The sequence below is a fragment of the Companilactobacillus halodurans genome (assembly GCF_009600995.1).
Lineage (GTDB): Bacteria > Bacillota > Bacilli > Lactobacillales > Lactobacillaceae > Companilactobacillus > Companilactobacillus halodurans.
On sequence record NZ_VDFO01000034.1, the window covers coordinates 1 to 25,625 of the forward strand.

Sequence of the window (25,625 nt, forward strand, 5' to 3'; positions counted from 1 at the left end):
TTCACTCCTGTTTGATTTGGTTTGGTTGCTTAAATCTTAACACGAGAACAGTGATGTTCTTTTTTTATCTAAAAGAGAATAAAAAACTGGCGTTGATTTATTCATCAACACCAGAAAGTTTAGAACCTTAGTTTTCAGCTTGATAAGCGTTTCATAATTAAGTCTTTAACTCTTTTTTGATAATAAGGAATTTCAGACGTATAATCGATTCAGTAAGGTAAAGGAGTAGATTGGATTAAATGGTTGAGTCAATAAATACTAAGGCGGATTTGATTGAAAAAGCTACTTCCCATTTAGGGATGACAGACTATGGAAAAATAATGGTCGGCGATAAAGGATTTGAATTCTATGATGACCGTGATGTTAATAACTATATTCAAATTCCTTGGACTGAAGTGGATTTAGTGGTCGTTTCGATAATGTTCGGTGGGAAATGGATTCCACGGTTTGCTTTGCAGACAAAGAAAAATGGAACTTTTTCCTTTTCGTCTCGAGATCCTAAAAAGGTTTTGCGAGCCATCAGAGTCTACATAAAACCGGATCGAATCGTTCGTTCGCTGAGTTTTTTCCAAGTTGTAGGGCGTGCTTTTAAAAGAAATCCTAATAAAAAGAAAAATAAGCGTAATAAGAGAAATAAGGCAAAGTAAAGTCTTTAGATGTTACGTTAAATAGAGTCTGGAAAATAATTTTATAAGCTAAGGTAATCGAAATCGGTTACCTTGGCTTTTTTACTTCAAAGCTGGTCACGTTAGGTCACACTCTTGTTTCCTAAGGACGAATTGGCAAATCTGAAGACATTTTTTTGGAAAAATCCTTGAACTTGGATTATTTTATTTGTAGTCATAGACAATCAAGGTGATTGAAATGGAAAACAAATTGAGTTTTGAAAGAAAAATCAGTTTTGAACCATTGTTGATCAGTATTTTTCTGGGGATAACAATAGCAGCCATTGCCTATTCGATTTTTTCAAAGTATCCACTAATTTGGATTATTTGTGGTCTGATTGCTTTTGGTATTGAGAGCATGCTGATTTATCCAAAGTATCTGCTTAACTCCTACGGTTATTGGCGAATTGAAGATAAAGGTATCTATTACTATGACTATGGAACTTGGAATAAAAAAATCCAAGCAATTTTTTTCCCATCACGTGAAAAGCCAGTAGAATTATTATTTGGAAATATCAACGGCTTTTCAATCATCGATGGCAAGTCCATCATGAATACCCAATATCCATTAGGAGGCACATTACGAGCTCCTCTTGCAAGGCGAATTCACTATTTGGTTTTAGAAACTAATCAAGGACAAATAAAGTTAAATTGTGCTTGGAAAGCTAATGGAATTCCAACCACCCAAGACGATATCAGAGAAATCGTTGAATTGATGAATTTAAGGATTTCTCAATAATTACTTATAATTAGAAAAAAGTCTGAGAATATGCTCAGGCTTTTTTTAACAAATAAACGATTTTGAAATACATTTGAAGGGTGAGCCCAAAAGAAATTGGTCAAGTGGTCTCGTATCTCAACAAAAAAATAATACTTTATCGAACGCGTTTCATGTCAAGTTTATTTTCGATATAATTTGTACGAAGGAAATATTAAGGAGTACAAATGAAAATTTTAAAAAATAATATTATCAAAATAGTTTTGTTGAGCATCATTTTTCCAGTGGTATTAGTTGTGATGGGAAATTTTATCCATGTAAAATCTGTTGGTAGTTTGATGCAGGGAATGGGTGACTTAGTTGTCTTCCTAGTAGCTTATTTCTTAAATCAAAGATACTTTAGACAAAAGATTGCTTGGTTTAACTCTCATCAAGTAGCTGCTCAACTTTACACAGCATTACCAGCAATTATCATTGTGGCATTTTTGGATTCGCCGGTACTGATGGCAACTGATTTTCAAATTAAATGGCAAGTCATTATTGTTTGTCTGTTAGTTGGTTTAGCAGAAGAATTTATTTTTCGTGGAATTTTAGTGAAATTATTTTTAAAAGTTCTAAATGGCGATGCTCTTGGCAGTGTTGTGGGTTCAGGAATAATTTTTGGATTGATCCATTTTATGAACCTTAGAAGTTTGCCATTCGGATATGTCTCTGCACAAGTTATCTTTGCGGCCGCAATAGGAATAATCTTTGGAGCCATTTATATCAAAACGAATAACCTTTTAATTGTGATTTTATTGCATGCGTTACGAGATATGTTTCCAATGTTTTCTAGTAAAATGATGGCACAAGCTGCTACAACAAGCTTTTCAATGGCAACTTTATATGTAATGATAATCTTTTTGTTTATTGCTGTAACGATAGCGTATACTCAATTACGTGATTTTACAGTCAAAAAAGACGAGATCTAAGAAGACCTCGTCTTTTTTATTTCTAAGATAACTTCAATGGTTGCGTGCTATCTAGCCATTCATTAGTTTTAATATTTTTAAAGTACATTGTGACATCTGATGTTGTGTTATTTACTTTTACCAACAAAGCTCCATCAAAGTTTTTGCCTGGAAGAACTTGTCCATTATTGCTGGAATTGATAATGGAAGCATTATCGCCAGTAGCTGTTGTTGGATTCAATTGTTGTCCATCTTGTTTTAACATGATGGCATTTTTTTGAACCTGTTCAGGGACTTGATTAGATTTCGTTTTGTTCAGGTAATTGTATTTTATTAATAAAGCAGCATCCCCATTAGAATCTTTAATCAATTTTACCTCATCAGAAATTTTAAAAGTATACCAATCAGAATCATAAGTTAAATTATCATAAGTACCAGCATTTTGAATCGTATCAGCTGGGGTTTGCTTTTGTTGAGCTTGCTGATTGTTTTGGTTGGTTTGAGTATTATTATTGTCTTCTTCTTTGGTTACTTTTTGAGGCTTATTGACCTTAGGCTTATCCTTAGATTTATCAGATTTTTTGGACTTCTTAGACTTCTTTTTAGAAGTTTTCTTGTGTGATTTAACTTTTTCGATTTTATGAGACGGTTGTGCAGAATTATTATCATTAGTTGAACTGATTCCCCAGAAAACCAGTAAACCAATGATAATTATGAGGATAATGATTGAAATAATAAACGGCGTTTTTTTGTAAAATGGTCGTTTGCTACGCCGAAATTCTTCACGAGTCATGTGAGTTCCATTGTTCTTATTTTTCCTTTTCATAGCACGTACTCCCCTACAAGTAATTCGTTAAGTTCATAGTATCATAATTACTTATTCTGAATTAATTAACTAGAAAATGCTTACTTATTCTTAAAAAAAAGAAATTTAATTTAGAGTGTTGAACTGCTATTTGAAAAGTGGTATAAATATCTGGTCGAAGTTAATGAGATAGTTATTTTTGTAAAAGGGGGTCACTAAGATGTTGTTTTTTGGTAATCATGGCGATTATGAGGTAACATGTAATTTCTTTAGCAAAGAAGGCCAAAATATTGCTAAGAAGCGCATTTGTCACAATGTTTCTAAAAAAGAAGCTCGTGACGGTATGAGAGACTATATAACAAATAGGTTCTCTGATATTATTGATGTAGCTCATCCCATTAAAGTTGTTGCAAAGTTAACAACTAAATAGAAGGATATATATGGATTTTTAGATGGAGCCGATGGGGTCCATCTTTTTTTATACATTTTTCTTTAGAATAGGTATGATAGACACGAGGAGGCTATGCTTATGGATCACGAAAAAGTAACCGGTACACGCTTCTTTTATGTCACAGTTTTAAATATCTTAATTACTATTACCGAGTTTGTCGGCGGCGTCATTTCCGGCAGTCTAGGTTTGATTTCAGATGCATTTCATAATTTGGAAGATTCTCTTTCAATCGTTATTTCATATGCTGCAAACGTGATTGGACGAAGAAAGAATAATTCCCAAAAAACTTTTGGCTATAAGAGGGCTGAAATATTAGCAGCATTCGTCAATTCAATCGTCTTAGTCGTAATTACTTTGATGATGGTTTTCGAATCTTTTAAACGGTTGTCGCAACCGCAAGAAATCAATGGTAAATTGATGATGATTGTATCCTTGATTGGTTTAGCTGCCAATTTCATTTCCATGTTGATGCTGTTGTCAGGATCTAAACATAATTTGAATATCAAAGCGACTTTTTTACACATGTTGACTGACACATTGTCATCCATTGGCGTTTTTATTGCATCGATTTTTGTTATCTTGTTCAATTGGACTTGGGTCGATCCAGTGATAACCATTCTGATTGCTGCTTGGCTTTTAAAAGAAGCTTATACGGTCGTTTATGAGACAATCAATATCTTAATGGAAGCCAGTCCTAAGATTGATTTGGATGCCGTTCAAGCTGCTATTTTAACCGTTCCAGAGATTGTTAAGGTACATCACGTTCATGTTTGGATGATTGATGAAAATCACATCATGCTAGATGCGCATATCAATGTTGTAAAAAATTGCAATATGATGGAACTAGATGGACTCTATGATCGAGTCGATAAATTGTTGAAAGACGAATTCAATATCACTCACGTTACTCTACAGGCTGAGTGTGCTAGAGGATTAGACAACTCCTTGATAGAGATTAATAAGAAAGTGTAATTGTGCTAAGATTAGAGGGTAATTCTATATGAAAGTTGGGAATGTCGTAATATGGTAAAACTCGTCATGGTCAGACATGGAGAAAGCACAGCTAATGCCTTAAATCAGTATACTGGTTGGAACAATGTTGGTTTGACGCAAGAGGGCATAGTTCAGGCGCATGTGGCCGCTAAGAAACTTAAGGGGTTTGAATTTGAGCATGTTCACACATCAGTTTTGAAACGTGCAATTATGACAGCCTATATTATTCAAGACGAATTGAATCTTAATTATGTGCCGATTACTAAAACCTGGCGCTTAAATGAACGTCACTATGGTGCCTTACGAGGTCAGAATAAAGATGCCACCAGAAGAGAATTTGGAGTCGATCAAGTACATCTGTGGCGAAGAAGTTTTTATTCAATACCACCACAATTAAAGAGACCAGATCCAAATAATGGCCCATATAAATATTTTGATAGTAACATGATGCCAACTTCAGAAAGCTTGTATCAAGCTTATCAACGTATCGTTCCATATTACGTTGATCACGTATCTAATCGGCTTTTAGATGGTAAAAATCAGTTAATTGTTGCCCATGGAAGTACGATTAGAGCTTTGATCAAATATATTGAACGAATTAGTGATAGCGATATTGATGGAGTCGAAGTTGCGAATGGTAAGCCTCTTATTTATGAGTTTGATAATAAACTTAATATAATCAACAGCAATCGCACTAATACTAAATAAATTATTCTGATATAAAGTAGATAAATTAATAAATAGATTAAAAGAGTTCATGATCCTAATGGGATTATGAACTTTTTTTATGTATAAAAGATTATTATTCGTAGTTGTGAAAATGCCACAAAAAAAATGGTAACGCACACAAATTTATAAAAGTGTAAGAGAAAGTGCTTTCTTTTTTGAAAAATTGATGTAGAATATTTAAATGGTCTAGATGAATGGCAAAAAGCAGAAGTTTTATGCCAAGTGGACTTATTCAGATAAATTTATTGTAATAATGTTAATTTTCAAATTGAGTAATTATAAATATATGATAAGAAAAACGTAGTTTTTTGTGTATGTAGGATTTATCTTTTTTTAAAGAATTATTACTAATATTTGTCAAATCGAGAAGGGGTTTCATATGAATATTTTAATTGCGTTAATACCAGCGCTTGGATGGGGCTTTATGCCAATCATCACTGGTAAAATTGGTGGTTCACCAGCTAACCAAATGTTTGGTATTGGAGCTGGAGCCACAATCGTTGGTTTGGTAACTTATTTAATCACGCAGCCAACCGTTAGTACAGTAGCCTTTTGGTTCTCATTATTGTGTGGAGCTTTATGGACAATTGGTCAAATTGGACAATTTATTTCTTTTACACGTATTGGAGTTTCAGGTACTGTACCATTATCAACTGTTTTTCAATTAGTCGGTAATTCAATCATTGGGATGTTGATTTTTGGCGACTGGGCAGGTGCTCAATCAAAAATTATCGGAATCATTGCTTTAGCAATCGTTGTCGTTGGTGCTTTATTGACATCAGTTAACGATAGTTCTGAGGGAAATAAACTTGAATTAAAAGATGCCATGTTCTTACTTTGTACAACTGTTGGATTTTGGATTTATTCATCTTTCCCAAATATTTCGATTGTTAAGCATGAAAGCGGTACAGGTATCTTCTTGCCTGAAATGCTAGGAATCTTAATTGGTGCGATTATCTTCGCTCTTTTCACTGATCGTGAATCATTCAAACAAAAAGAACAATATCAAAATATCCTTGGTGGAGTTGCTTGGGGAATCGCTGCTTTTGCTTATATCTTCTCTGCTAAAGCTAACGGAAATACTTCAGCCTTCATTTGGACGCAATTAAACGTGGTAATTGGTACCTTTGGTGGTATTTTGATTCTACATGAGCGTAAGAGTAAACGTGAATTGAAATTTACGATTTTAGGAATTGTTTTAATTGTTGTTGGTAGTGTTGCAACATCATTTGCATAGAAATAAAAAAATACAACTCAATTTGGGATGTATTTTTATTATAATTAGAATGTAATCGTAAACATGAATTTATTATTTGGAGGAAAAACCACATGATTAAGCATATATTTTCAGATATGGATGGTACTTTATTACAAAGCAATGGCAAGATAAGTGCTAATAATATCGAAATAATTAAAAAAAGCAAGATACCCTTCACTCTAGTTTCAGCACGGTCACCTAAAGAGATGTTCGAAGTAATCGATTTATTGGCATTGAGTGAACCTCAAATTGCCTTTAACGGTGGTTTAATTTTCCAATTACAGGATGGAAAGGTGAAGGCCTTAAAAGAAGATACGATTGTTAATGACTCAGTTGCAAGAATCGTTGAACTATGCAAAAAAGAATTTCCTAGCGTGAGCTGCAGTTTTTATGGTCAAGATACTTGGTACATTGATCGAATGGATTCGGGTATTGAGATGGAAAAGAGAATCGGCGGTCAAACTCCCAAAATGGTTGATTTTGTTACTTTATTAAAACAAGCGGCTACTAAAATCTACAAAATCATGTTTATTACAATGGACTTGCAGAAAATGAAGCCATTGATTGCAAGACTAAAAGAATTGGGCGAGAACGTCAGCATCAATCAATCAGGACAAAGATATTTAGAAATCACTAGTCAAAATGCTGAAAAATCTGAAGGTATTGGCTATATCAAGAAACTTGAGAACTTGGACAAAGAAGAAATGGCTGCTTTTGGAGATGGATTCAATGACGTATCGATGTTGAAGTCAGTTGGAGTTCCAATCGTGATGGATAATGCTTTGGAAGGCGTTCACAACTATGGTAAATATATTACTAAAGATAATGATCACGATGGAGTAGGTCATGGGATTCAAAAATATTTAATTTAAAAAAGGCGGAATAAACATTTTTATTTGAAATGATGTTTTGTTCCGCCTTTGATTTATATATCTTTGATTAGAAACTAACAGTATGTTGATAAGCATTGACAGCTCTTAAAAAATGGTCTTTAAAATATTGTGTTTCACCATAACCAGTGTTTAGGAAGACAAATTGTTTAGAATCGTAGATGAAGCTAATTTTGTCTTCTCCATAGAATATACCAACGTTGATGTCAGTGATTTTACTGATAGGGATGATGATTCGCTTGATTTTTCGCATCCCTCTGACTAGAGTTATCGATAGTTTATCTTTAGAGATTGAGTAATCAACATATCCTTTGTAAGCGTCAGTTGATTGACCGATTATTTGGATATAGCTAAACATTGTCATCACATTCTTTCTAAGTGAGAATTTGAAACAGCTAGTGGTTTTGATACTGCTGATCATCAGTGATTATAAATAGAAATTAGTTTGAGCCATAATGATAATGATTAGTTTTTACAAGACGTACAAGGTAGAGCATTATCTTTGCAAAATTCCATTGCACCGTTTATTTTTAATATAAATTTATTAGATTATTAATAATTATTTGAATTTAAAGCAGGTGTTAAAGATGGAAAAGAGATTTGCGAGAAAATTAAGTTTCAAGCCGCTGTTCAATAGTTTCGTTCTTGGGATGGCCGTTGGAATTTTTATGTACGCTATTTTTGGTCGATCTCTTGTAGCGGGTCTTATTTTCGGCCTAATAGCGTTTTTAATATTAAGTGTCATCGTCTATCCCCGTAGTTTGCCATCGCTGTATGGCTATTGGAGAGTAACTGACGGCAATGTCTATTATTATGATTACAGTACTTGGACTAAAAGAATTCTGGCTATTTTTTTGCCACTGACTAAAAAGCAAGAAAAGGTTTCTTTTGAAGATATTGAATCTTATTCTTTGATCGTTAATAAAAATGCCAATAAATATGTGCCCCATTATATTGTTTTAAAAGTTGATGATGGTCATGATATTGCCTTAGATGTATCGTGGAATTTATTGAAATCAGGTGATCCCGAAAAAGACGTTGAATGGGTCGTTGATTTCATTACCAACAAATTGAATCAAAAAACTGTTAAAATTTTACAAGCATAAGCAAATAAAAAGGACCCAAGGAGATAAAAATCTCTTTGGGTCCTTTTTTGAATTTAGATTATTTAATCATCGTCGTCGTCATCATCGATTTCGCTGTCAATCTTAATATCTTTAAGAGCAGCACGGTCTTTTCTAACTAGACGTAGACGGTTAAGTGAAACTTTTCCTAGAACTAGAGGCACACGCTCTTCAACAACATCACTGTATGAAAGACCAAACCAAGTGGCTGGTGAAATGAATTTTTGAAGCATGAGACGTGTGTGGATAATACTCTTTTTAATTCCACTGATCTTTGTATCTGGTGAGAGAACTTCTTTAATGATAACAAAGGAGAAGTCCCCAACATCACGATCAGGAATGGTTGTATATTTCTGTGGTTGCGACTTGATTTCACCATTTGACATCAAATCGTTAACCACTTGACGAAGATAGACATTGACCTTTTGATCAACTCTAAATCCTAAGTACAGCTGAACGCTGACCATGTAATCAGTATCGAAGGTTTCGACGCTGTATGCGGCCGTGTAAGGTTCGTCAGTAACGTTGACAGTTACGAACCAGTAAACCTGAGCTCGTTTTGGCCGTTTATCAAGAATTGAATAAAGGATATTCTTCTTAATGCGATAGCCATCGTGGACTTTAGTTAAGTAAACGAGGTTAGTCGTGTAAAGAGGATAACTTGGATCTTTTCTTAAATCGTTCAACTGACGTTTAAAGGCTAATAGGGAAGCAAAGTGACTCCGATAAGTGTTGTCATCCTTGAGTCTTTCGCCGTATCTCCAAATGAACATGATAGCAATCAGTAATGCGGCAATGAACATCGTGATGTAGGCACCATGGATGAACTTGCTACTGTTAGTTACGAAGAAGATACATTCAATGATAAAGAAGAAACTGATAATAATCGTTGAGAAGAAGCGATTGGCTCGTTTCATCAATAGCCATTGATGCAGCAGGATCGTTGTCATTAGCATGGTAATAGTGATTTCTAGTCCGTAAGCATTCGACATGTTTTCAGAAGTTTTGAAATAGAAAACAATGAATAAACAAACGACCCAAATAATCGAGTTAACTGTTGGGATATAAAGCTGTCCCTTAAAGTTAGTTGGATAATAAGTTTTTAATCTTGGGAAAATCTTTAATTTAGTTGCTTCAGATACCAAAGTATATGAACCTGAAATCAAGGCTTGAGAAGCAATGATCGCAGCTAGAGCCGACAAGAAGATTCCAAAGAGTCTAAAGTCAGATGGAATGGATTGATAAAATGGATTCATAGCAGAACCCATTTGTTGTAACTGATGATTATCTCTAACGCTAATAATCCAAGCAGCTTGTCCTAAGTAGCTCAAAAGTAAACAAACTTTTACAAATGGCCAACTGGTATAAATATTAGGACGACCAACGTGACCCATGTCAGAATAAAGTGCTTCAGCACCAGTTGTGGCTAGGAAGATGCTTCCTAAAATGAAGACGCCACGGATGTTGACTGGACTACGAAGCAATTCAAAAGCATAGTAAGGATTCAAAGCTCGAATAATCGTCCAGTCAGAGGACATATTCACGATTCCGATGATTCCTAAAAATGAGAACCAAACGAGCATGATAGGTCCAAAAGCCCGACCTATCAATTGTGTACCAAATCTTTGGATAAAGAAGAGCGTTGATAAAATAATAAGCGTCACAATGATTACTTGATTTTGCGTACTGATCAAAATCGTATTGTGAATTGCAATGCCCTTAAGTCCTTCAATAGCAGCTGTTACAGTAACAGCTGGAGTCATCATCCCATCAGCTAAGAAGGTTGCTCCACCAATCATAGCAGGGATAATGAGCCATTTAGCACGCTTTCTAACCAAGGTGTATAGAGCAAAGATTCCACCTTCACCACGGTTATCTGCTCGTAAAGCAATTAAGACATACTTAATTGTCGTTACTAAAGTCAATGTCCAAAAAATTAATGAAACACTACCTAAAATAAAATCGGTGGACATTTTATCAAGTCCACCATTGCCGACCATCAAAGAGTGCATAACATATAGAGGAGAGGTACCAATGTCCCCATAAACGATTCCTAAAGCAATAAGAAATCCCGCTATGCTCATTTTTGAATGGGGGTTATTTCTTAATGAATTCAGTTGTGTCTTTTCCATATAATAATCTCCAAAATAAACAGTTCATCGGCAATTGTAACATTAGAATTGAGAGTATGAAACCACTTAATTTTGGTCCAGTCAGACTTCTCATATACCAAGGCATTTAGCAATTATTGGTCTTAATTCTGATGTATTGGAACAGTCATGAAAGACTGATCTGTCGATACTGTATATTTAATATCTTGATTGCCACGTACAGTCATACCAAAGTCTGTTGCATAGATAATCAAGCCTAGTTGATGTCCTTTTAAGAGCCGATAAAAAGTAGGCTGTAATTCGACACCAACATTATAAAAGATATCAGGCTTTAATTCATCAACTTTGTAGCTATTATGACGATTTTGTAAATTTATATGACCCTTGCTGATCATCTTACAATCAGTCGATTTATTGTAAGTAAATTCCCTTAAATCATCTTCACGCCAGTCATAAGTTTGTGCCAGACTATTTTTTGAAAGTAACGTCGGAGAAACATTTAAACGCTTTGCGACTCCATAGTCAACCAATTGGAAACTTAACATTCCTAAATCTTTATTAGAACTTACTTTGAGATTCAAATTAACTTTGCCGTCAATCGTTAACTCATCGGTTAAAGCAGCTGTTTTAAAAATTAGTTGATTGGCCGAAATCTTTTTATCTCCAGCTAATAAATCTTTTTCCCAGACATCGTTATGACGACTATAAAACTTGAAATCAGTTTCGCTTAATTGGTCTTTAAAACTTCTCTCATCATGAGTATTAGTTTCAGTAGTTTTTGTGGTTAATTTATCATCTGATAAGTTATACTTGATTGTTTCATTCTTATCACTAGCCCAATCTTGATAACTGTTCCAAGTTTCAGGCTTTGTATTGTCTTGAATGATAACGTTAGGGATGATTTCTTTAGCTTGATTATCGACGCCCAGTAATTCATTGGTCAGCCAAAGATTGATGATATCGTTATAGTCGATTGAACGAAAAGCATTGATGTAAATATGTTGTCCTTGATGCAAAATCAGCTTTTGCGTAACGCCGTTATCCTTGATACCGTTCCACAAACGTTCAACATTTCGAGGCTTAACATTCCAGTCATTGAGACCATGAACCATAAAGACGTCAGCTCTGATATTAGAAAAATCCTTATGGTAATTTCTGGCATCCCAAAAACGATTATAGTTGCCAGTTTCACGGTCTTGATCTTTAGCAATAGTTTGAATCTGTTTGTTCCACTTATTTTTGATATTGTGAAAATCGCCAGGTTGCAAACGCCGACTGAAAGTTTCTTCTGCCAAAACATCAGCATCCTCACCAGGGAATCCTCCTGGAGCAATAACTAAACCGCCATCACGGTAGTAGTCGTACCAGCTAGAAATTGCGGCTTCACTGATGACAGTCTTTAAGCCACTGATACCGGTAGAAGCTGCAGCGGTTGCCAGTGTTCCTAGATAAGAGCGACCAGTCATAGCAATTTTTTGATTGGACCACCAAGCTTTGATTTCAATATTGTCAGTTCGGTTGGTAAAAGCAGGAAGTTGACCAGTTAACCACTTGATAATCGAAACGGTTGAAGTTGTTTCTTCCGGGTCGCCAGTTGTTCTTAGACCGTCGGAATCTTTGGTACCAATACCTGCCATATAAACGACCGCAAATCCACGGGCCAAGAAGTAATCATTTAAAGTATAAGAGCTTTCCCTAGCAAACGTCTCTTCGGCGCGCTTAGTCTGGCCATTGATAGTTCTTGGTGCAGGGATTTTTTTACTAGCATTTTCGTGATAAGCAATATCCTCGTAGTGCAAATCATTAGGCTCTTTACGCTTCAAGGGAACATTGACATCATGAGTAAGTTTTTCACCAGTTTCATCATTGGTACCTTGGTTATAAGGACTAGCAGTGTAAAGGGTGGGAACTTTAAGACCATTTTCAGTTTCATAAGGTCGTAATATTTCAGCCTTTAATAAATCACGATGTCCGTCATGGTCGCTATCTTGAGGAGATTCAACATAAACGACTTCACGAATCAATTTATGAGGATTAAAAACTGGTAAAGTCTTTCCATTAAAAAGGAGTGGTTGACTTACTTTTCCATAGAATGGAGTAAAATATCCTTTTGAAGCAAGGCTATCAAGATAAGTTTGACCATTTTTGTTATGAGTAGCTAAAAGCCAGTACCAAGCAGATTTTAATTCGTTAATGGTAAAAGAATTGCTATTGTGGTCAGCAATAATCAATTGAATTTTTTTCATAGCTTTTAATGGATCTGAGAACGAAAAATCAACATCAGGATTGAATTTTAATAATTGCAAAGCAACGTTATAAAAAGCCGTAACGGTAACTTTAGTTGCTGTATCAAGATATTCACTCAAATTTTGACTTTCTGTTGCCATATAAGTTTTAAGCTTTTCTTCAAAAGAAGATGAAGTCTTGGCTTCTAAAAAGCTTTTGCTCAGGAAACTTTTCCACAAGATGATGGGATTAGTTTCTGATTCATTATCTTTATCTAAAAATTTAATAGCGCGTAATTCGTCTAACTGATTGGAAAACTTAGTAGGGCGAAAGGCAAATTGATTATTTTTCATTAACTGACAACTCCTTTTATATATTAATTTCATTATAAAGCAATCCTTGTTGCTTTTGATATGAATTCCGACTTAATTAAGCGAAGATAAAATAAATAGACGTAACAATCTAATGATTGTCGCGTCTATAATTAAGGCTTGATTAATTAAGCTAAAGCACCCATTGGATCCCATGGTGCAAGAACTTTTGGATCTTTTGATTCAGTTTCAAAAGTATTCTTCAAGTCATCTGACAAGTATTTCTTGTTGATAACTAGTTGATAAACATATTCATCGAACCATGAGTCGCTCATAACAAAGTATCCTTTGCTACCAACTTTTTCACCCCATGAATTTTCGACCTTCCATTTGAGTGGATTGCCATTTTCATCAAGGTCGACACCTGTAATAACCATAGCATGTGTCATCATACTTTCAATGTAGTCAAGACGTTGTGCCTTAGTCATCTTGAGATCAGTGTCAAGTAATCCTTCAAGGTCGTAGATGTTTGTGTCCATAATACCGATCTTACGGTCAGAGCTTTGGCCAACATCGCTACCGAACCAAACAGTTTCGCCTGCTTTTAATTGTTTGATTTCCAATTTCTTGAAATCATCAATCTTAAGGTTCAAGTGACGTACTTGACGACCACCGACAACGTTACCTAACATTTCAACTGTGTAAACGTGATTGTATGGCTTATCGGCAGTTGGAGCATTGATAGTTGAGATATAGCTGTCAAAATCCCAGCCAACATATTTCTTGAAAAATTCTTGTGGTGTGATTCCAGTTTCACGATGGAAGTTCTTGTCATCGTCACGGTAAGCCCAGTCAAATTTTTCTGGAGGAACGCCAACAGTGTAAACTAAAATCTTGTAGATTTCACTGAGCAATTCGTCTTTTTTACGTTCGATATCTTCTTCAGATTTGTTGTCATTTACTAAGTCACGCAAGATGATAGCATCTTTACGTAATTTCTTGTTGAGAACATTATTTAATTCAGAAGAATTTGTACGACTGAAAGTGTCTGGCATAACGGCCTTTGGAACGACACCATATTTTTGAACTAGGGCCATGACCATATCCCATTGACCACCATCTTGTTGAGGAGTCGTCATGAGAAAGTCGACTTTACGGTCACCAACTGGTAAAGCGGCTGTGTTGATAACATTTTCGAAGAAGTAGTTAGATTTTTCCAATTTATCCCAGAAAAGCATATATCCTTGAGATAATTCAAAGCCTTTGATTTTAAAATTGTCTTGAAGTGGGTGTCTCATCGTATTTAAAGCGGCGAAAACCCAGCAAAGTCCAGATTGCTTTTGGTCTGAAACCTTACCAGTGTCGATTTCAATAGAAAAAGTTGGATCCATTGCTACTTTTGAAGCAAGCGTTTCACTGGATTTGAATAATCCATTATTAGCAACGGCATTCTTAATGGCACTTGAGCCCGGGGTTTTGTCGAATGCAGTTTGAAATTTTTCTAATTCTGATGATGTAATTTCTTTAGTCATGCAATATTCTCCTCTATTTGATATTATCTGATATTATCGATTACTTTTGGTCCATCCTCATAACCGACGATAATAGTATTAACTATATCAAGAAATAGTCCGTGTGCAACTATTCCAACTTGGTGATCGAGCCAATCAGCTAATAGGTGAGGGTGATTGATCGTTCCCATTTTAAGATCGATTACGTAATTTTTATTGTGAGTCAAAACACGTTTGCCATTTTCATCTAAACGAAATTCTGGCTTCAAATTTTCTTTTTTAAGGTCTTCGAAAGTCTTTTCACAACCGAAAGGAATAACTTCTAGTGGTAATGGGAAACTTCCTAGTTGGTCAGCCATTTTTGATTGATCAACAATCCAAATATTTTTAGTTGAGTTAGTTGCAACCATTTTTTCGAGCAAGTGGGCAGCACCACCACCCTTGATGCCTTGGTAGTTCTTGTCAATTTGGTCAGCACCATCGATAGTGACATCAATGTGATCAACTTCGTTGAGGTCTTTAGTTGGAATGCCTAAAGATTTGGCTTGCTTTTCAGAACGTGATGAAGTCGTTACAGCGACGATGTTTTTAATATCGCCAGCTTGGTATCGGCGACCAAGTTCTTCAATCATATAATAAACCGTTGAACCAGTTCCTAAACCAACGACCGAGTCGCTTTTAAAATAATCGACAGACTTAACGCCGACAGCTTTTTTTAATTCATTTTGATTCAATTAATTTTCCCCCTTCAAGAGCTTTTGGTAATTTTCGGTTAACAAAAATCTGATTTCAGGCTTTTGTTTGAAAGCAGCCTTTGCGTATTCGCAAACGGGAATGATTTTTAGACTCTTTAAGTCCGCAAAATCTAGTACAGCGTTCAATAATTTTCCAGCCAAACCTTGTCCACGATAATTTTCATTAACGAAAGTATGGTCAAGTGAAATCACGCCATCTTTAACAGTAGAATAAGTCAATTCGCCAATCATTTCGCCGTTATCTTCAAAGAAAAAGCGACCGTCCTCATGTTTCATTTCCATAAAACTACCTCCTGCATATTTAATTAATTTTATATTACTCTATTATAAGAAGAAAGTCAGTCGATTGAATAGTTTTATAAAGGCTAAAATGCTATTATTTTAGATATCTAATGCTAAAGGAGTTTTCAATTTGACAAAAAAACGTGGATTTGAAATTGTAAAGAAATATGAAGGTGAAGGCCTTAATTTACCAGTCCGCCAAACTAAAAATGCTGCTGGATATGATATTGAAAGTGCACAAGATTTCGTTGTTCCATCAATTTGGAAATTTGGTGTGCTTAATGTTTTGAAATTTGTGCTCAATAAAGGGAAAATAGATGATAGTAAAATTGCTGAAGTACAGAAATCTATCAAACCAGTATTAGTACCTACTGGTATCAAAGCCTTTATGCAAGACGATGAAGTTTTAATTATTGCTAGTCGTTCGAGCAATCCTTTGAAACGCGGTTTGTCGATTCCCAATGGTATTGGCGTTGTTGATGCAGATTACTATAATAATGATAGTAATGAGGGAGAATTATTTGTTCAATTAATTAACTTTTTCCCAATTGACTATAAAATAAAGAAGGGCGAACGTTTAGCTCAAGGAATCTTCATTAAATATTTAACGACTGATGACGATGAAGGCGGATTAACGAAACGTCATGGAGGATTTGGTTCTTCAGGAATATAATAAGAAAGGAACTATTTTATTGGCTAAAGCTAAAACAAAATTTGTATGTCAAAACTGTGGATATATTTCACCACGATACTTGGGACGCTGTCCTAATTGTGGCGTCTGGAATCAAATGGTCGAAGAAGTTGACCAGCCAGCTTCAACTAAAGCTAAAGCTACTCCCAGTCGTCGAGTTAGCGATTTGGAATCTAAACCAATTAGTATCAATAATGTCTCTTTTGAGAAAGAACCTCGTGTTAAAACTGAATTAGGCGAGTTGAATCGTGTCCTCGGTGGCGGCATCGTACCGGGTTCGTTGATTTTGATTGGTGGAGATCCTGGTATTGGTAAGTCAACTCTTTTGACCCAAGTTTCAGGTCAACTTCAAAAGCTAGGCGGAAAAGTTTTATATGTGTCTGGTGAAGAGAGTGCGTCACAAATCAAGATGCGTGCTGACCGTTTGGGCATCACCGGCGACAATCTCTATGTTTATCCACAAACTGATATGAGTTACATTCGTCAAACTATTAGCGAAATGCATCCCGACTATTTGATAATCGATTCGGTTCAAACAATGGATGAGCCAGAAATAACTTCAGCAGTCGGCAGTATTTCGCAAATTCGTGAAGTAACTGCTGAATTGATGAATATTGCTAAACAACAAAATATCACGGTCTTTGTTGTTGGTCATGTTACTAAAGGTGGAGCAATTGCTGGACCTAAGATTTTGGAACACATGGTGGATACAGTTTTATACTTTGAAGGCGATACTCATCACAGTTACCGTATCTTACGCTCAGTTAAAAATCGCTTTGGTTCGACAAATGAGATTGGTATCTTTGAAATGCAGACGAAAGGTTTAGTGGAAGTTGCCAATCCTTCAGAGATTTTCTTAGAGGAACGTTTGGCTAATGCTAATGGTTCTGCAGTTGTTGTTTCAATGGAAGGAACCAGACCAATCCTTGTTGAGATTCAATCATTGATTACACCAACGATTTTTGGTAATGCCAAGAGAACATCAACAGGTATAGATCATAATCGTGTTTCGGTTATTATGGCGGTTTTAGAAAAACGTGGTAATTTAATGCTGCAAAATCAGGATGCTTATCTTAAGTCGACTGGTGGCGTTAAATTAGACGAGCCAGCGATTGATTTAGCCTTGGCCATGTCAATTGCTTCTAGTTACAAAAATACTGGTATTCCAGGAACAGATTGCTTTGTCGGTGAAGTTGGTTTGACAGGTGAGATTAGACGAGTTAACCGAATCGATCAACGAGTCAATGAGGCTGAAAAATTGGGCTTCAAGCGTATTTTCGTTCCAAAGAACAACATTGGCGATTGGTCAAAAGATAATAAGATTCAAATCATTGGTGTCAGTACCGTGACAGATGCAATGAATAAAATTTTTTAAAATAGGAGGTTTTCATGCGAAAAATTGTAATAAATATAATTTTTGCCCTACTAGGTATCGCGGTTGGAATCACTGTCTTACCGATTTTGTGGGAAGTTACCGGTTTAGCAGGAGTTCTCTTTATCAATAACGGCTATTTTGACGGACTTATTGGATGTATCATATTTTATTTCTTGTCGTTCTTGTTTGTTAAACCAATTTTAAATATCAACTTAGAAATCGAAAAATATCTTAATTCGAGATCACCGGGATGGATTATCTATGGTGCCGGATTCTTAATTGGCGGTTTGGTTTTAGCCAATATCATTTCCATTCCTTTTTATATGATGCACAATATGTTTTCCAACGTTATCCCAGTTATCTTGATGATTGTTTTTGATTGGATTGGTTTTCGAATGGGAACAAGTCGTCGAAATGATTGGAGCAACTTCTCAATTACGAAACGTAATACCAAAGCTGATAATAAAGAAAATTTAAAAGCAGAAGGCGAAGTTACACGTCGTTCAGCTAAAAAGGATTACTATCCTTATAAGATTCTTGATACTTCAGTGGTAATCGATGGTAGAATCCATCAATTGGCACACACTGGTTTTTTGGAAGGAAAATTGATGATTCCTGATTTTGTGGTTCATGAGTTACAATTGATTTCTGATTCCAGCGATAATCAAAAACGCGAACGTGGTCGTCGTGGTCTAGATATTCTCAACGAGATGAAGATGGATAAAGGTATAAATTATGAAACAACCACGCGTGATTATGATAATATTCCAGAAGTGGATATGAAATTACTTAAATTAGCTAAAGAAATCGGTGGTGCTGTCATCACAAATGATTATAATTTAAGTAAGGTAAGTGAATTTCAAAATGTTCAAGTGCTCAATATTAACGAACTAGCCAAAGTTTTGAAACCTATGGTTTTGCCAGGAGAAACAATGACTGTTAAAGTTATAAAAGAGGGTACTGAAAGAGAGCAAGGTGTCGCATACCTAGAAGACGGAACGATGGTCGTTGTTGAAGAAGGTAAATACTTCATCAATAAAGAAGTCGATGTCGTCGTAACTAGTGCATTGCAAACTGATGCTGGTAAAATGATATTTGCAAAGCCTAAGCATTCAATGCATGGTATCCAGGAAAAGAGCAATTCCAAAGAGAATAATAATAATAACCATAATAATGGTGGCAATAACCGAAAGAACAACAGTAACAATAACAACAACGGCAATAACCACAACAATAATGGCAATCATAATTCAAATCGGAAAAACTCGAGAAATAAAAGGGGAGAACACAGAAATGGCAAAAAAGTCAGATAATAAAATTCGTGTAAGATATGCACCAAGTCCAACAGGTCACTTACACATCGGGAATGCGAGAACAGCTATCTTTAACTATCTATTTGCACGTAGTCACAAAGGTACATTCATAATTCGTATCGAAGATACAGATACAAAGAGAAACGTTAAAGGTGGAACAAAGAGTCAACTAGATAACCTCAAATGGCTCGGTGTTGATTGGGATGAAGGTCCAGATGTCGGAGGAGACTATGGTCCTTATCGTCAATCAGAAAGAAAAGAAATTTATCAAAAATATATCGATGAATTGCTTGAAAAGGGCTTGGCTTACAAATCATATCTGACTGAAGAACAACTAACAAAAATGCGTGAAGACCAAGAAGCTCATGGTCAAATGCCACATTACGAATACGAATTTGAAGGTATGAGTGATGAAGAAAAGGCAGCTAAAATCAAAGAAGCAGAAGACAAAGGCCTACAACCTGTTGTTCGTTTCCACGTACCAGTTGGTAAGAACTACGAATGGGACGATATCGTAAAGGGTAAAGTTTCAATCGGTTCTGACACTATCGGTGGCGATTGGGTCATTCAAAAACGTGATGGTATGCCAACATACAATTTTGCGGTTGTTATTGATGACCATTTGATGGAAATCAGTCATGTTCTTCGTGGTGACGATCACGTTGCCAATACTCCAAAGCAATTGATGATTTATGATGCATTGGGCTGGGAAGCTCCTAAGTTTGGTCACATGACTTTGATTATCAATACTGAAACTGGTAAAAAGTTGAGTAAGCGTGACGAATCAATTCTTCAATTCATTGAACAATATCGTGAATTGGGTTACTTGCCAGAAGCTATGTTTAACTTCATTACGCTTCTTGGTTGGTCACCAGTTGGAGAAGACGAACTATTTACTCGCAAACAATTTATCAAGATTTTTGATGAACATCGTTTGAGCAAGTCTCCTGCTAAGTTCGATCAAAAGAAACTTGAATGGGTCAATAATCAATACGTTAAACATGCTGATGTCAGTGAAATTACTGACTTAGTAATTGCTAACTTGATTGAAGCAAAACGTATGGATGAAAATCCATCAACTGACGAAATTCAATGGGCAAGACATTTAACAGAACTCTACATGCCACAAATGTCATATACGCAACAAATCGTTGACTTGGCAGATGTCTTCTTTAACCAACCAGAACACCTAACAGATGATGAACAAAAAGAATTAGCTGATGATGATGCTAAGACTGCTATTGAAGACTTGAAGGGCAAGTTAGAAAAATTGCCACGCTTCACAGCTTCACAAATCATGGCTGCTATTCAATCAGTTAGAGCTGACACAGGCGTTAAGGGTAGAAAACTCTATATGCCAGCTAGAATTGCTGCTACTAGAACAATGCATGGTCCAGCAATTGCTGAAACTATTGAATTATTTGGTAGAGATCAAGCTTTATCAAATATCAATAAGACACTTGATGAAATGAAATAGTATTTGCGTCAAAATAAAAAGAAAACGAAAAAGAGGTTGAAGGAAAACTTAGTTTTGCCTCCAATCTCTTTTTTATATAGGTGAAGATTATGTTGAAAATTTTCAATACATTGACACGTGAAAAAGAAGAATTTAAACCATTAACACCTAATGAAGTAAAAATGTATGTCTGTGGACCCACAGTGTATAACTATATTCACATTGGAAATGCTCGTTCAATCGTAGCTTTTGACACGGTACGACGTTATTTAGAATTTTTAGGTTATAAGGTTAAATTTGTTTCTAACTTCACTGATGTCGATGACAAAATGATAAAAGAAGCTAATCGCGAAAAGATTACCGTTCCAGAAGTAGCTGATCGTTTTATCAAAGCATTCTATGAAGATATTGCAGCCATCAATGTTCAAAAAGCAACGATTAATCCTAGAGCCACTGATAATATTCAAGAAATTATTGATTTTGTAAAGGTATTGATAGAAAAAGGCTATGCCTATGAATCTGACGGAGATGTCTTTTATCGAGCTCGTAAGTTCAAACATTATGGTGAATTATCTGATCAAAATATCGACCAATTAGTCGAAGGTGCTAGTGAACATATCGGCGAAGCCGAGTTTGATAAGAAACAAGATCCGATTGACTTCGTGCTTTGGAAAAAAGCTAAACCAGGTGAAATCAAATGGGATTCTCCTTGGGGAGCAGGTCGACCAGGTTGGCACATTGAATGTTCAGTGATGTCAACTAAATACTTAGGCGATACCTTTGACATTCACGGTGGCGGTCAAGATTTGGAATTCCCTCACCACGAAAATGAAATTGCTCAAAGTGAAGCTAAAACTGGTCAAAAGTTTGTCAATTACTGGATGCACAATGGCTTCGTGACGGTTGAAAATAACGAAAAAATGAGTAAATCTTTAGGCAATTTCGTCACAGTTCATGATTTAGTCAAGCAGACTAATCCTCAAGTTTTGAGATTCTTCTTGTCATCCACTCATTACCGTCGACCATTAGAATATTCACAAGCTAATTTACAAAAAGCAGCTGACAACTTAGATAAAATCAAAACGGCATATAACAATCTGAAGTTTAGATTGTCTGACGCGACTGATGGCGACGATACAACAGTTGCAACTCAAGTTGAAAAAATTATTGAGGACTTCAAAACAGCCATGAATGATGACTTTAACGTCCAAAATGGTTTGACTGAAATCTTTAATCTGGTCAGTTTCGCAAATAATTACAGTTCGAAGACACAAGTTGCTAAAAATGCTGTAAATGTTATCCTAAAAGCTATGGTCGATTTGACAAGTATCTTAGGAATCAAGTTAGATAGTCAACAAGATTTGTCTGCTGAGATTCAAAAGATGGTCGATGAACGTGATGAAGCACGTGCAAATAAAGATTTTGCCACTAGCGATAAATTACGTGATCAATTAAAAGATATGGGTGTAATCCTCGAAGATACACCTCAGGGAACACGGTGGCATATTAATGACTGATGTTAAGAAATTTAATGGAGTGACCTTAGCGTATTTGGGAGATGCGGTTTACGAAGTTTTTGTTCGTGAGCACTTACTTTCTAAAAATATTACTAAGGTAAATGAATTACAGCACCAAGCGAAACATTATGTTTCAGCTAAAGCACAAGCATCTTTAATAACTTTAATGATAGATAAGGGCGTTTTGTCAGAGCATGAAGTCAGAATTTACAAAAATGGACGCAATGCTAAGAAACAAACAAAAGCCAAGAATACGAGTGTCGTCACATATCATATGTCCACTGGTTTTGAAGCAGTCTTTGGTTATTTAGATATTACTGGAGATAAGAAACGTGTTAAAGAATTAGCACAATGGTGCATAAATGAAGTAGAGATAGGTGAAACAGATGGCAGGAAATTCGAATAATAATACAGAAGAAAAAGAGTTAGTTTACGGAGTTCATTCAGTGATCGAACTATTGAAGTCCGCAACCGCTGATCAAAGAGTCAACAAAGTTTTGGTTCAAAAAGGTTTATCCAGCGAGCATATTGCTGAAGCAGTCAAATTGGCCAAACGTGACCGCTTGATTGTTCAAGAAGTTCCAAAGAATAAACTTGATGACATCAGTGACAATGGTAATCACCAAGGGATGGCAGCTTATATCGCACCCTATCAGTACGCTGAAATGGACGATATCTTCAAGAGTGCCGAAAAAAAAGGAACTGATCCCTTTATTTTGATTCTTGATAAAATTGAAGACCCCCATAACTTGGGCTCAATCATGAGAACAGCTGATGCTGTTGGTGTTGACGGTATTATCGTACCTAAGCATCGTTCGACTGGTCTAACTTCAACCGTTGCCAAGACTTCAACTGGTGCAATCGAACACGTGCCAGTAGTTCGAGTAACTAACTTAGTTAATACGATTAAAGACTTGAAGAAGCGTAATGTTTGGGTCTTTGGAACAGCTATGGAAGGCGACAACTACCGTAACTGGAATGCTAAAGGTGCAATTGCCTTAATTATCGGTAATGAAGGTAAAGGCATTTCACCATTAGTTTTGAAGCAAGCTGACCAAACTTTGAATATCCCAATGGTAGGACACGTGCAAAGTTTGAATGCCAGTGTTGCAACTGGTATTTTGTTATACCAAGCATTTGCATCGCGTAACGCTTAATTTTCGAATGAAATATGATTGAATTGATTATATTTCATTCGATTTTTTTGTAAACAGGTGTTCTCTTATAATCGGTAAAATGACATGCTATTTTATAGTTATATAAAATAAAACGCTGTAAATATACTTAATGTCTACTGATATGGAAAAACTCTGGATTGATTGCGTTAAAGAGACTGACGACTCAATTGCTCTAGGTAATTTAGTGAGAAGATATCAACCAATGATTAATAATATGAAGTTGCAATATTTTATTACCGGTTACGATATTAATGATTGGTATCAAGATGCTATGTTGATTTGCTATCAAACTTGCAAGATTTTTGATGGCAATGGTGGTTCTAAATTTGGTAGTTTTTTTAAATTGAAGTTGAGAAATCATGTAATCGATAAAATTAGACATGAGAATGCTTATAAGAGAAGAGCAAATATTCATACTAAGCCGCTTAGTTTTGTCGATTTAGATGATGATCAAGATTTGACAGCAATTGAAAATTGTAATTGGCTAGAAGTTAAGGACCAAATTCAAGACATTATTAAAGATTTGAGTAAAATGGAACTTTTATCATTTCAGTATATCCTTGGGAAAATTTCTAAAGAAGAGGCTTGTCAATTAGCTAAGTGTGATCTTAGACAGATTGAACGGGCGATTAAAAGATGCGAAGTCAAAATTAGAAAAAGAAAATTGCAAGCACGATTGTCATGAGATTGCAATGGACAAAAGTTTGCGAAGAGTTTACAATTAATAGGATTAAGATATAAGTTGGATTTTGGAGAATAAAATGGGATTAAGAAAAGTCGCCCTTGCTTGTACTGTTTGTGGATCACGTAACTATACGATTACAGAAAACCCAAATAGAACAGAACGTCTAGAAGTTAAAAAGTTCTGTAAGCACTGTGGCAAACATACATTACATAAAGAAACAAGATAATCTGGAGGAACAAATGAAACTATTTAAATTTTTTGGTAGTGTCAACAAAGAAATGAAATTAGTTGTTTGGCCTACATTTAAAGAGAACCGTCGCGATACATGGACAGTTATCGCTACATCATTAATGTATGCAATCTTCTTTGCCTTAGTCGATTGGGGCTTAATTACATTATTGCAACACTTTGTAATGGGTAAATAGATTGTAAGTACTTAAAAAATTTGCTATGATGAAACTAACGAGGAAACTTCGACTGTGGTTCGGAGTTTTTTTATTTTGATTTTTTTGGAGGAAAATATGGCTGAAGCTGGCGCAAAACAATGGTATGTTTTACATACTTATTCAGGATATGAAAATAAAGTTAAGGAAAATCTGAAATCACGTGCTCAATCAATGGGTATGGAAGATTACATTTTCCGTGCAGTTGTTCCTGAAGAAGAAGAAACAAAAATGAAAAACGGTAAAGAAAAGAAAGAAATGGAAAAAACTTTCCCTGGCTACGTTTTAGTAGAAATGGTTATGTCTGATGAATCATGGTTTATCGTTCGTAATACACCAGGCGTTACCGGATTTGTCGGCAGTCATGGTTCTGGTAGTAAGCCAGCACCATTGTTACCTGAAGAAATTGATAACATCTTGAGTCAATTTGGAATGGATTCACAAAAACCATCTGACTTCGAAATTGGCGAAACAGTTAAAATTACTGATGGTGCTTTTTCCGATACAACAGGTAAGATTACTGAAATTGACGATGAACATAGAAAACTTAAAGTTGATGTTGACATGTTTGGACGCATGACAAGTGCTGAAGTTGATTTTGAATCTGTTGAAAAGCAAAAATAATTATTGCTAAGAAGAGTAGGCCGTGCTACTATATAACGGTATGTTTTTGACACATACATGTGGGAGAGAAAATATTAATTCTCATCATGACCACATCACGGAACAAGGAGGTATGCACCGTGGCTAAAAAAGTTGCTAACGTAGTAAAATTACAAATCCCTGCTGGACAGGCTACTCCAGCTCCCCCAGTTGGTCCTGCTTTAGGACAAGCTGGTATTAACATTGTTGCCTTTACAAAGGATTTCAATGCGCGTACACAAGATCAAAAGGGTATGATTATCCCTGTTGTTATCTCAGTATATGAAGACCGTTCATTCGATTTCGTTACTAAGACACCACCAGCTGCTGTTCTATTGAAGAAAGCTGCTGGCGTTGAAAAGGGCTCTGGCGAACCTAATACAAACAAGGTTGCCACAGTTTCTGAAGACCAAGTTCGCGAAATTGCTGAAACCAAGATGAAAGACCTAAACGCTGCTAGTGTTGAAGCTGCAATGCGTATGGTTGCTGGTACTGCAAGAAGTATGGGCTTTGAAGTAAAGTAAAAGACTAGATCAAGCAGTTTAC

At 35.7% G+C, this 25,625-nt stretch carries 28 protein-coding genes; 21 read left to right on the forward strand and 7 right to left on the reverse strand.

All coding sequences use genetic code 11. The features are described 5' to 3' along the window. The first annotated feature begins 239 nt into the window (after positions 1–239). From FHL05_RS09095 to FHL05_RS09105, 3 genes are all read left to right on the forward strand, one after another. Positions 240–647: a DUF956 family protein gene (locus FHL05_RS09095; protein ID WP_153522517.1), complete on the forward strand. Its 408-nt coding sequence runs from the start codon at positions 240–242 to the stop codon at positions 645–647. Between the two features lie 217 nt (positions 648–864). Next, positions 865–1,404 (forward strand): hypothetical protein, encoded by a 540-nt coding sequence (locus FHL05_RS09100; RefSeq protein WP_153385125.1) that lies wholly within the window; start codon positions 865–867, stop codon positions 1,402–1,404. A gap of 206 nt (positions 1,405–1,610) precedes the next feature. Then, the gene (locus tag FHL05_RS09105) at positions 1,611–2,354 is read left to right on the forward strand and encodes a CPBP family intramembrane glutamic endopeptidase (RefSeq protein ID WP_153522520.1); all 744 of its coding nucleotides are present in this window, start codon (positions 1,611–1,613) and stop codon (positions 2,352–2,354) included. A gap of 22 nt (positions 2,355–2,376) precedes the next feature. Here FHL05_RS09105 and FHL05_RS09110 read toward each other — a convergent pair whose 3' ends face one another. Beyond that, positions 2,377–3,159 carry a DUF5067 domain-containing protein gene (locus FHL05_RS09110; protein ID WP_153385127.1) on the reverse strand — a complete coding sequence of 261 codons (783 nt, stop codon included), beginning with the start codon at positions 3,157–3,159 and terminating at the stop codon, positions 2,377–2,379. Positions 3,160–3,358: 199 nt separating this feature from the next. On the opposite strand from FHL05_RS09110, the gene FHL05_RS09115 reads away from it, so the two are divergent. The 5 genes from FHL05_RS09115 to FHL05_RS09135 all read left to right on the forward strand — a co-directional run bounded on the left by FHL05_RS09115 (position 3,359) and on the right by FHL05_RS09135 (position 7,441). Beyond that, positions 3,359–3,568, forward strand: a complete 210-nt coding sequence (locus FHL05_RS09115) for a hypothetical protein (RefSeq protein WP_153385128.1) — start codon at positions 3,359–3,361, stop codon at positions 3,566–3,568. Positions 3,569–3,667: 99 nt separating this feature from the next. Next, positions 3,668–4,561 (forward strand): cation diffusion facilitator family transporter, encoded by an 894-nt coding sequence (locus FHL05_RS09120; RefSeq protein ID WP_153385129.1) that lies wholly within the window; start codon positions 3,668–3,670, stop codon positions 4,559–4,561. 51 nt (positions 4,562–4,612) lie between these two features. After that, the gene (locus FHL05_RS09125; RefSeq protein ID WP_153385130.1) at positions 4,613–5,290 is read left to right on the forward strand and encodes a 2,3-bisphosphoglycerate-dependent phosphoglycerate mutase; all 678 of its coding nucleotides are present in this window, start codon (positions 4,613–4,615) and stop codon (positions 5,288–5,290) included. 400 nt (positions 5,291–5,690) lie between these two features. Continuing rightward, the gene (locus tag FHL05_RS09130; protein WP_153385131.1) at positions 5,691–6,548 is read left to right on the forward strand and encodes a GRP family sugar transporter; all 858 of its coding nucleotides are present in this window, start codon (positions 5,691–5,693) and stop codon (positions 6,546–6,548) included. Between the two features lie 92 nt (positions 6,549–6,640). Next, positions 6,641–7,441, forward strand: coding sequence for an HAD family hydrolase (locus FHL05_RS09135; protein WP_153385132.1), 801 nt, complete (start codon positions 6,641–6,643; stop codon positions 7,439–7,441). Positions 7,442–7,508: 67 nt separating this feature from the next. Here the strand turns inward: FHL05_RS09135 and FHL05_RS09140 are convergent, their stop codons facing one another. Beyond that, positions 7,509–7,817, reverse strand: coding sequence for a hypothetical protein (locus tag FHL05_RS09140; RefSeq protein ID WP_153385133.1), 309 nt, complete (start codon positions 7,815–7,817; stop codon positions 7,509–7,511). A gap of 229 nt (positions 7,818–8,046) precedes the next feature. Here FHL05_RS09140 and FHL05_RS09145 point away from each other — a divergent pair, with 229 nt between their 5' ends. Then, the gene (locus FHL05_RS09145) at positions 8,047–8,565 is read left to right on the forward strand and encodes a hypothetical protein (protein WP_153385134.1); all 519 of its coding nucleotides are present in this window, start codon (positions 8,047–8,049) and stop codon (positions 8,563–8,565) included. A 62-nt stretch (positions 8,566–8,627) separates the two neighbouring features. Here FHL05_RS09145 and FHL05_RS09150 read toward each other — a convergent pair whose 3' ends face one another. From FHL05_RS09150 to FHL05_RS09170, 5 genes are all read right to left on the reverse strand, one after another. Beyond that, positions 8,628–10,715 (reverse strand): KUP/HAK/KT family potassium transporter, encoded by a 2,088-nt coding sequence (locus tag FHL05_RS09150; RefSeq protein WP_153385135.1) that lies wholly within the window; start codon positions 10,713–10,715, stop codon positions 8,628–8,630. A gap of 122 nt (positions 10,716–10,837) precedes the next feature. After that, complete coding sequence (locus FHL05_RS09155; RefSeq protein WP_153385136.1) at positions 10,838–13,273, reverse strand: Xaa-Pro dipeptidyl-peptidase; 2,436 nt, start codon at positions 13,271–13,273, stop codon at positions 10,838–10,840. Between the two features lie 146 nt (positions 13,274–13,419). After that, positions 13,420–14,763 carry a C1 family peptidase gene (locus tag FHL05_RS09160; protein WP_153385137.1) on the reverse strand — a complete coding sequence of 448 codons (1,344 nt, stop codon included), beginning with the start codon at positions 14,761–14,763 and terminating at the stop codon, positions 13,420–13,422. Positions 14,764–14,786: 23 nt separating this feature from the next. Further along, positions 14,787–15,476 (reverse strand): ribose-5-phosphate isomerase RpiA, encoded by a 690-nt coding sequence (gene rpiA / locus FHL05_RS09165; protein WP_153385138.1) that lies wholly within the window; start codon positions 15,474–15,476, stop codon positions 14,787–14,789. Continuing rightward, a complete protein-coding gene (locus FHL05_RS09170) occupies positions 15,477–15,779 on the reverse strand; it encodes a GNAT family N-acetyltransferase (protein ID WP_153385139.1) in 303 nt (100 codons plus the stop codon). A gap of 130 nt (positions 15,780–15,909) precedes the next feature. On the opposite strand from FHL05_RS09170, the gene FHL05_RS09175 reads away from it, so the two are divergent. The 12 genes from FHL05_RS09175 (at position 15,910) to rplK (ending at position 25,603) form a co-directional block, all read left to right on the forward strand. Further along, positions 15,910–16,452 (forward strand): dCTP deaminase/dUTPase family protein, encoded by a 543-nt coding sequence (locus FHL05_RS09175; RefSeq protein WP_153385140.1) that lies wholly within the window; start codon positions 15,910–15,912, stop codon positions 16,450–16,452. A 19-nt stretch (positions 16,453–16,471) separates the two neighbouring features. Next, entirely contained in the window at positions 16,472–17,845 is a 1,374-nt protein-coding gene (radA, locus tag FHL05_RS09180; protein ID WP_153385182.1) for a DNA repair protein RadA, read from the forward strand. 14 nt (positions 17,846–17,859) lie between these two features. Beyond that, a complete protein-coding gene (locus FHL05_RS09185; RefSeq protein WP_153522522.1) occupies positions 17,860–19,158 on the forward strand; it encodes a PIN/TRAM domain-containing protein in 1,299 nt (432 codons plus the stop codon). Continuing rightward, entirely contained in the window at positions 19,139–20,635 is a 1,497-nt protein-coding gene (gene gltX, locus FHL05_RS09190) for a glutamate--tRNA ligase (RefSeq protein WP_153385142.1), read from the forward strand. Before FHL05_RS09185 ends, gltX begins: the two co-directional genes overlap by 20 nt. A gap of 89 nt (positions 20,636–20,724) precedes the next feature. Further along, positions 20,725–22,131, forward strand: a complete 1,407-nt coding sequence (gene cysS / locus FHL05_RS09195; protein ID WP_153385143.1) for a cysteine--tRNA ligase — start codon at positions 20,725–20,727, stop codon at positions 22,129–22,131. Next, complete coding sequence (locus tag FHL05_RS09200) at positions 22,124–22,537, forward strand: Mini-ribonuclease 3 (protein WP_153385144.1); 414 nt, start codon at positions 22,124–22,126, stop codon at positions 22,535–22,537. Before cysS ends, FHL05_RS09200 begins: the two co-directional genes overlap by 8 nt. Then, positions 22,518–23,288, forward strand: coding sequence for a 23S rRNA (guanosine(2251)-2'-O)-methyltransferase RlmB (gene rlmB, locus FHL05_RS09205; RefSeq protein ID WP_153385145.1), 771 nt, complete (start codon positions 22,518–22,520; stop codon positions 23,286–23,288). Before FHL05_RS09200 ends, rlmB begins: the two co-directional genes overlap by 20 nt. A 130-nt stretch (positions 23,289–23,418) precedes the next feature. Beyond that, on the forward strand, positions 23,419–23,994 hold the full coding sequence (locus FHL05_RS09210; RefSeq protein ID WP_153385146.1) for a sigma-70 family RNA polymerase sigma factor: 576 nt from the start codon (positions 23,419–23,421) through the stop codon (positions 23,992–23,994). 76 nt (positions 23,995–24,070) lie between these two features. Beyond that, a complete protein-coding gene (gene rpmG / locus FHL05_RS09215) occupies positions 24,071–24,220 on the forward strand; it encodes a 50S ribosomal protein L33 (protein WP_075887434.1) in 150 nt (49 codons plus the stop codon). 13 nt (positions 24,221–24,233) lie between these two features. Then, positions 24,234–24,419, forward strand: a complete 186-nt coding sequence (gene secE / locus FHL05_RS09220) for a preprotein translocase subunit SecE (protein WP_153385147.1) — start codon at positions 24,234–24,236, stop codon at positions 24,417–24,419. A gap of 96 nt (positions 24,420–24,515) precedes the next feature. Then, positions 24,516–25,061 carry a transcription termination/antitermination protein NusG gene (nusG, locus tag FHL05_RS09225; protein ID WP_153385148.1) on the forward strand — a complete coding sequence of 182 codons (546 nt, stop codon included), beginning with the start codon at positions 24,516–24,518 and terminating at the stop codon, positions 25,059–25,061. 119 nt (positions 25,062–25,180) lie between these two features. Further along, positions 25,181–25,603, forward strand: a complete 423-nt coding sequence (gene rplK, locus FHL05_RS09230) for a 50S ribosomal protein L11 (RefSeq protein ID WP_162000269.1) — start codon at positions 25,181–25,183, stop codon at positions 25,601–25,603. The last annotated feature ends 22 nt before the right edge of the window (positions 25,604–25,625 follow it).

Bases quoted from the DNA above. Each gene is read 5' to 3' on its own strand.
- FHL05_RS09095 (WP_153522517.1), top strand. From the start codon at position 240: ATGGTTGAGTCAATAAATACTAAGGCGGATTTGATTGAAAAAGCTACT.
- FHL05_RS09100 (WP_153385125.1), top strand. From the start codon at position 865: ATGGAAAACAAATTGAGTTTTGAAAGAAAAATCAGTTTTGAACCATTG.
- FHL05_RS09105 (WP_153522520.1), top strand. From the start codon at position 1,611: ATGAAAATTTTAAAAAATAATATTATCAAAATAGTTTTGTTGAGCATC.
- FHL05_RS09110 (WP_153385127.1), bottom strand. From the start codon at position 3,159: ATGAAAAGGAAAAATAAGAACAATGGAACTCACATGACTCGTGAAGAA.
- FHL05_RS09115 (WP_153385128.1), top strand. From the start codon at position 3,359: ATGTTGTTTTTTGGTAATCATGGCGATTATGAGGTAACATGTAATTTC.
- FHL05_RS09120 (WP_153385129.1), top strand. From the start codon at position 3,668: ATGGATCACGAAAAAGTAACCGGTACACGCTTCTTTTATGTCACAGTT.
- FHL05_RS09125 (WP_153385130.1), top strand. From the start codon at position 4,613: ATGGTAAAACTCGTCATGGTCAGACATGGAGAAAGCACAGCTAATGCC.
- FHL05_RS09130 (WP_153385131.1), top strand. From the start codon at position 5,691: ATGAATATTTTAATTGCGTTAATACCAGCGCTTGGATGGGGCTTTATG.
- FHL05_RS09135 (WP_153385132.1), top strand. From the start codon at position 6,641: ATGATTAAGCATATATTTTCAGATATGGATGGTACTTTATTACAAAGC.
- FHL05_RS09140 (WP_153385133.1), bottom strand. From the start codon at position 7,817: ATGTTTAGCTATATCCAAATAATCGGTCAATCAACTGACGCTTACAAA.
- FHL05_RS09145 (WP_153385134.1), top strand. From the start codon at position 8,047: ATGGAAAAGAGATTTGCGAGAAAATTAAGTTTCAAGCCGCTGTTCAAT.
- FHL05_RS09150 (WP_153385135.1), bottom strand. From the start codon at position 10,715: ATGGAAAAGACACAACTGAATTCATTAAGAAATAACCCCCATTCAAAA.
- FHL05_RS09155 (WP_153385136.1), bottom strand. From the start codon at position 13,273: ATGAAAAATAATCAATTTGCCTTTCGCCCTACTAAGTTTTCCAATCAG.
- FHL05_RS09160 (WP_153385137.1), bottom strand. From the start codon at position 14,763: ATGACTAAAGAAATTACATCATCAGAATTAGAAAAATTTCAAACTGCA.
- FHL05_RS09170 (WP_153385139.1), bottom strand. From the start codon at position 15,779: ATGGAAATGAAACATGAGGACGGTCGCTTTTTCTTTGAAGATAACGGC.
- FHL05_RS09185 (WP_153522522.1), top strand. From the start codon at position 17,860: ATGCGAAAAATTGTAATAAATATAATTTTTGCCCTACTAGGTATCGCG.
- gltX (WP_153385142.1), top strand. From the start codon at position 19,139: ATGGCAAAAAAGTCAGATAATAAAATTCGTGTAAGATATGCACCAAGT.
- cysS (WP_153385143.1), top strand. From the start codon at position 20,725: ATGTTGAAAATTTTCAATACATTGACACGTGAAAAAGAAGAATTTAAA.
- FHL05_RS09200 (WP_153385144.1), top strand. From the start codon at position 22,124: ATGACTGATGTTAAGAAATTTAATGGAGTGACCTTAGCGTATTTGGGA.
- rlmB (WP_153385145.1), top strand. From the start codon at position 22,518: ATGGCAGGAAATTCGAATAATAATACAGAAGAAAAAGAGTTAGTTTAC.
- FHL05_RS09210 (WP_153385146.1), top strand. From the start codon at position 23,419: ATGTCTACTGATATGGAAAAACTCTGGATTGATTGCGTTAAAGAGACT.
- rpmG (WP_075887434.1), top strand. From the start codon at position 24,071: ATGGGATTAAGAAAAGTCGCCCTTGCTTGTACTGTTTGTGGATCACGT.
- secE (WP_153385147.1), top strand. From the start codon at position 24,234: ATGAAACTATTTAAATTTTTTGGTAGTGTCAACAAAGAAATGAAATTA.
- nusG (WP_153385148.1), top strand. From the start codon at position 24,516: ATGGCTGAAGCTGGCGCAAAACAATGGTATGTTTTACATACTTATTCA.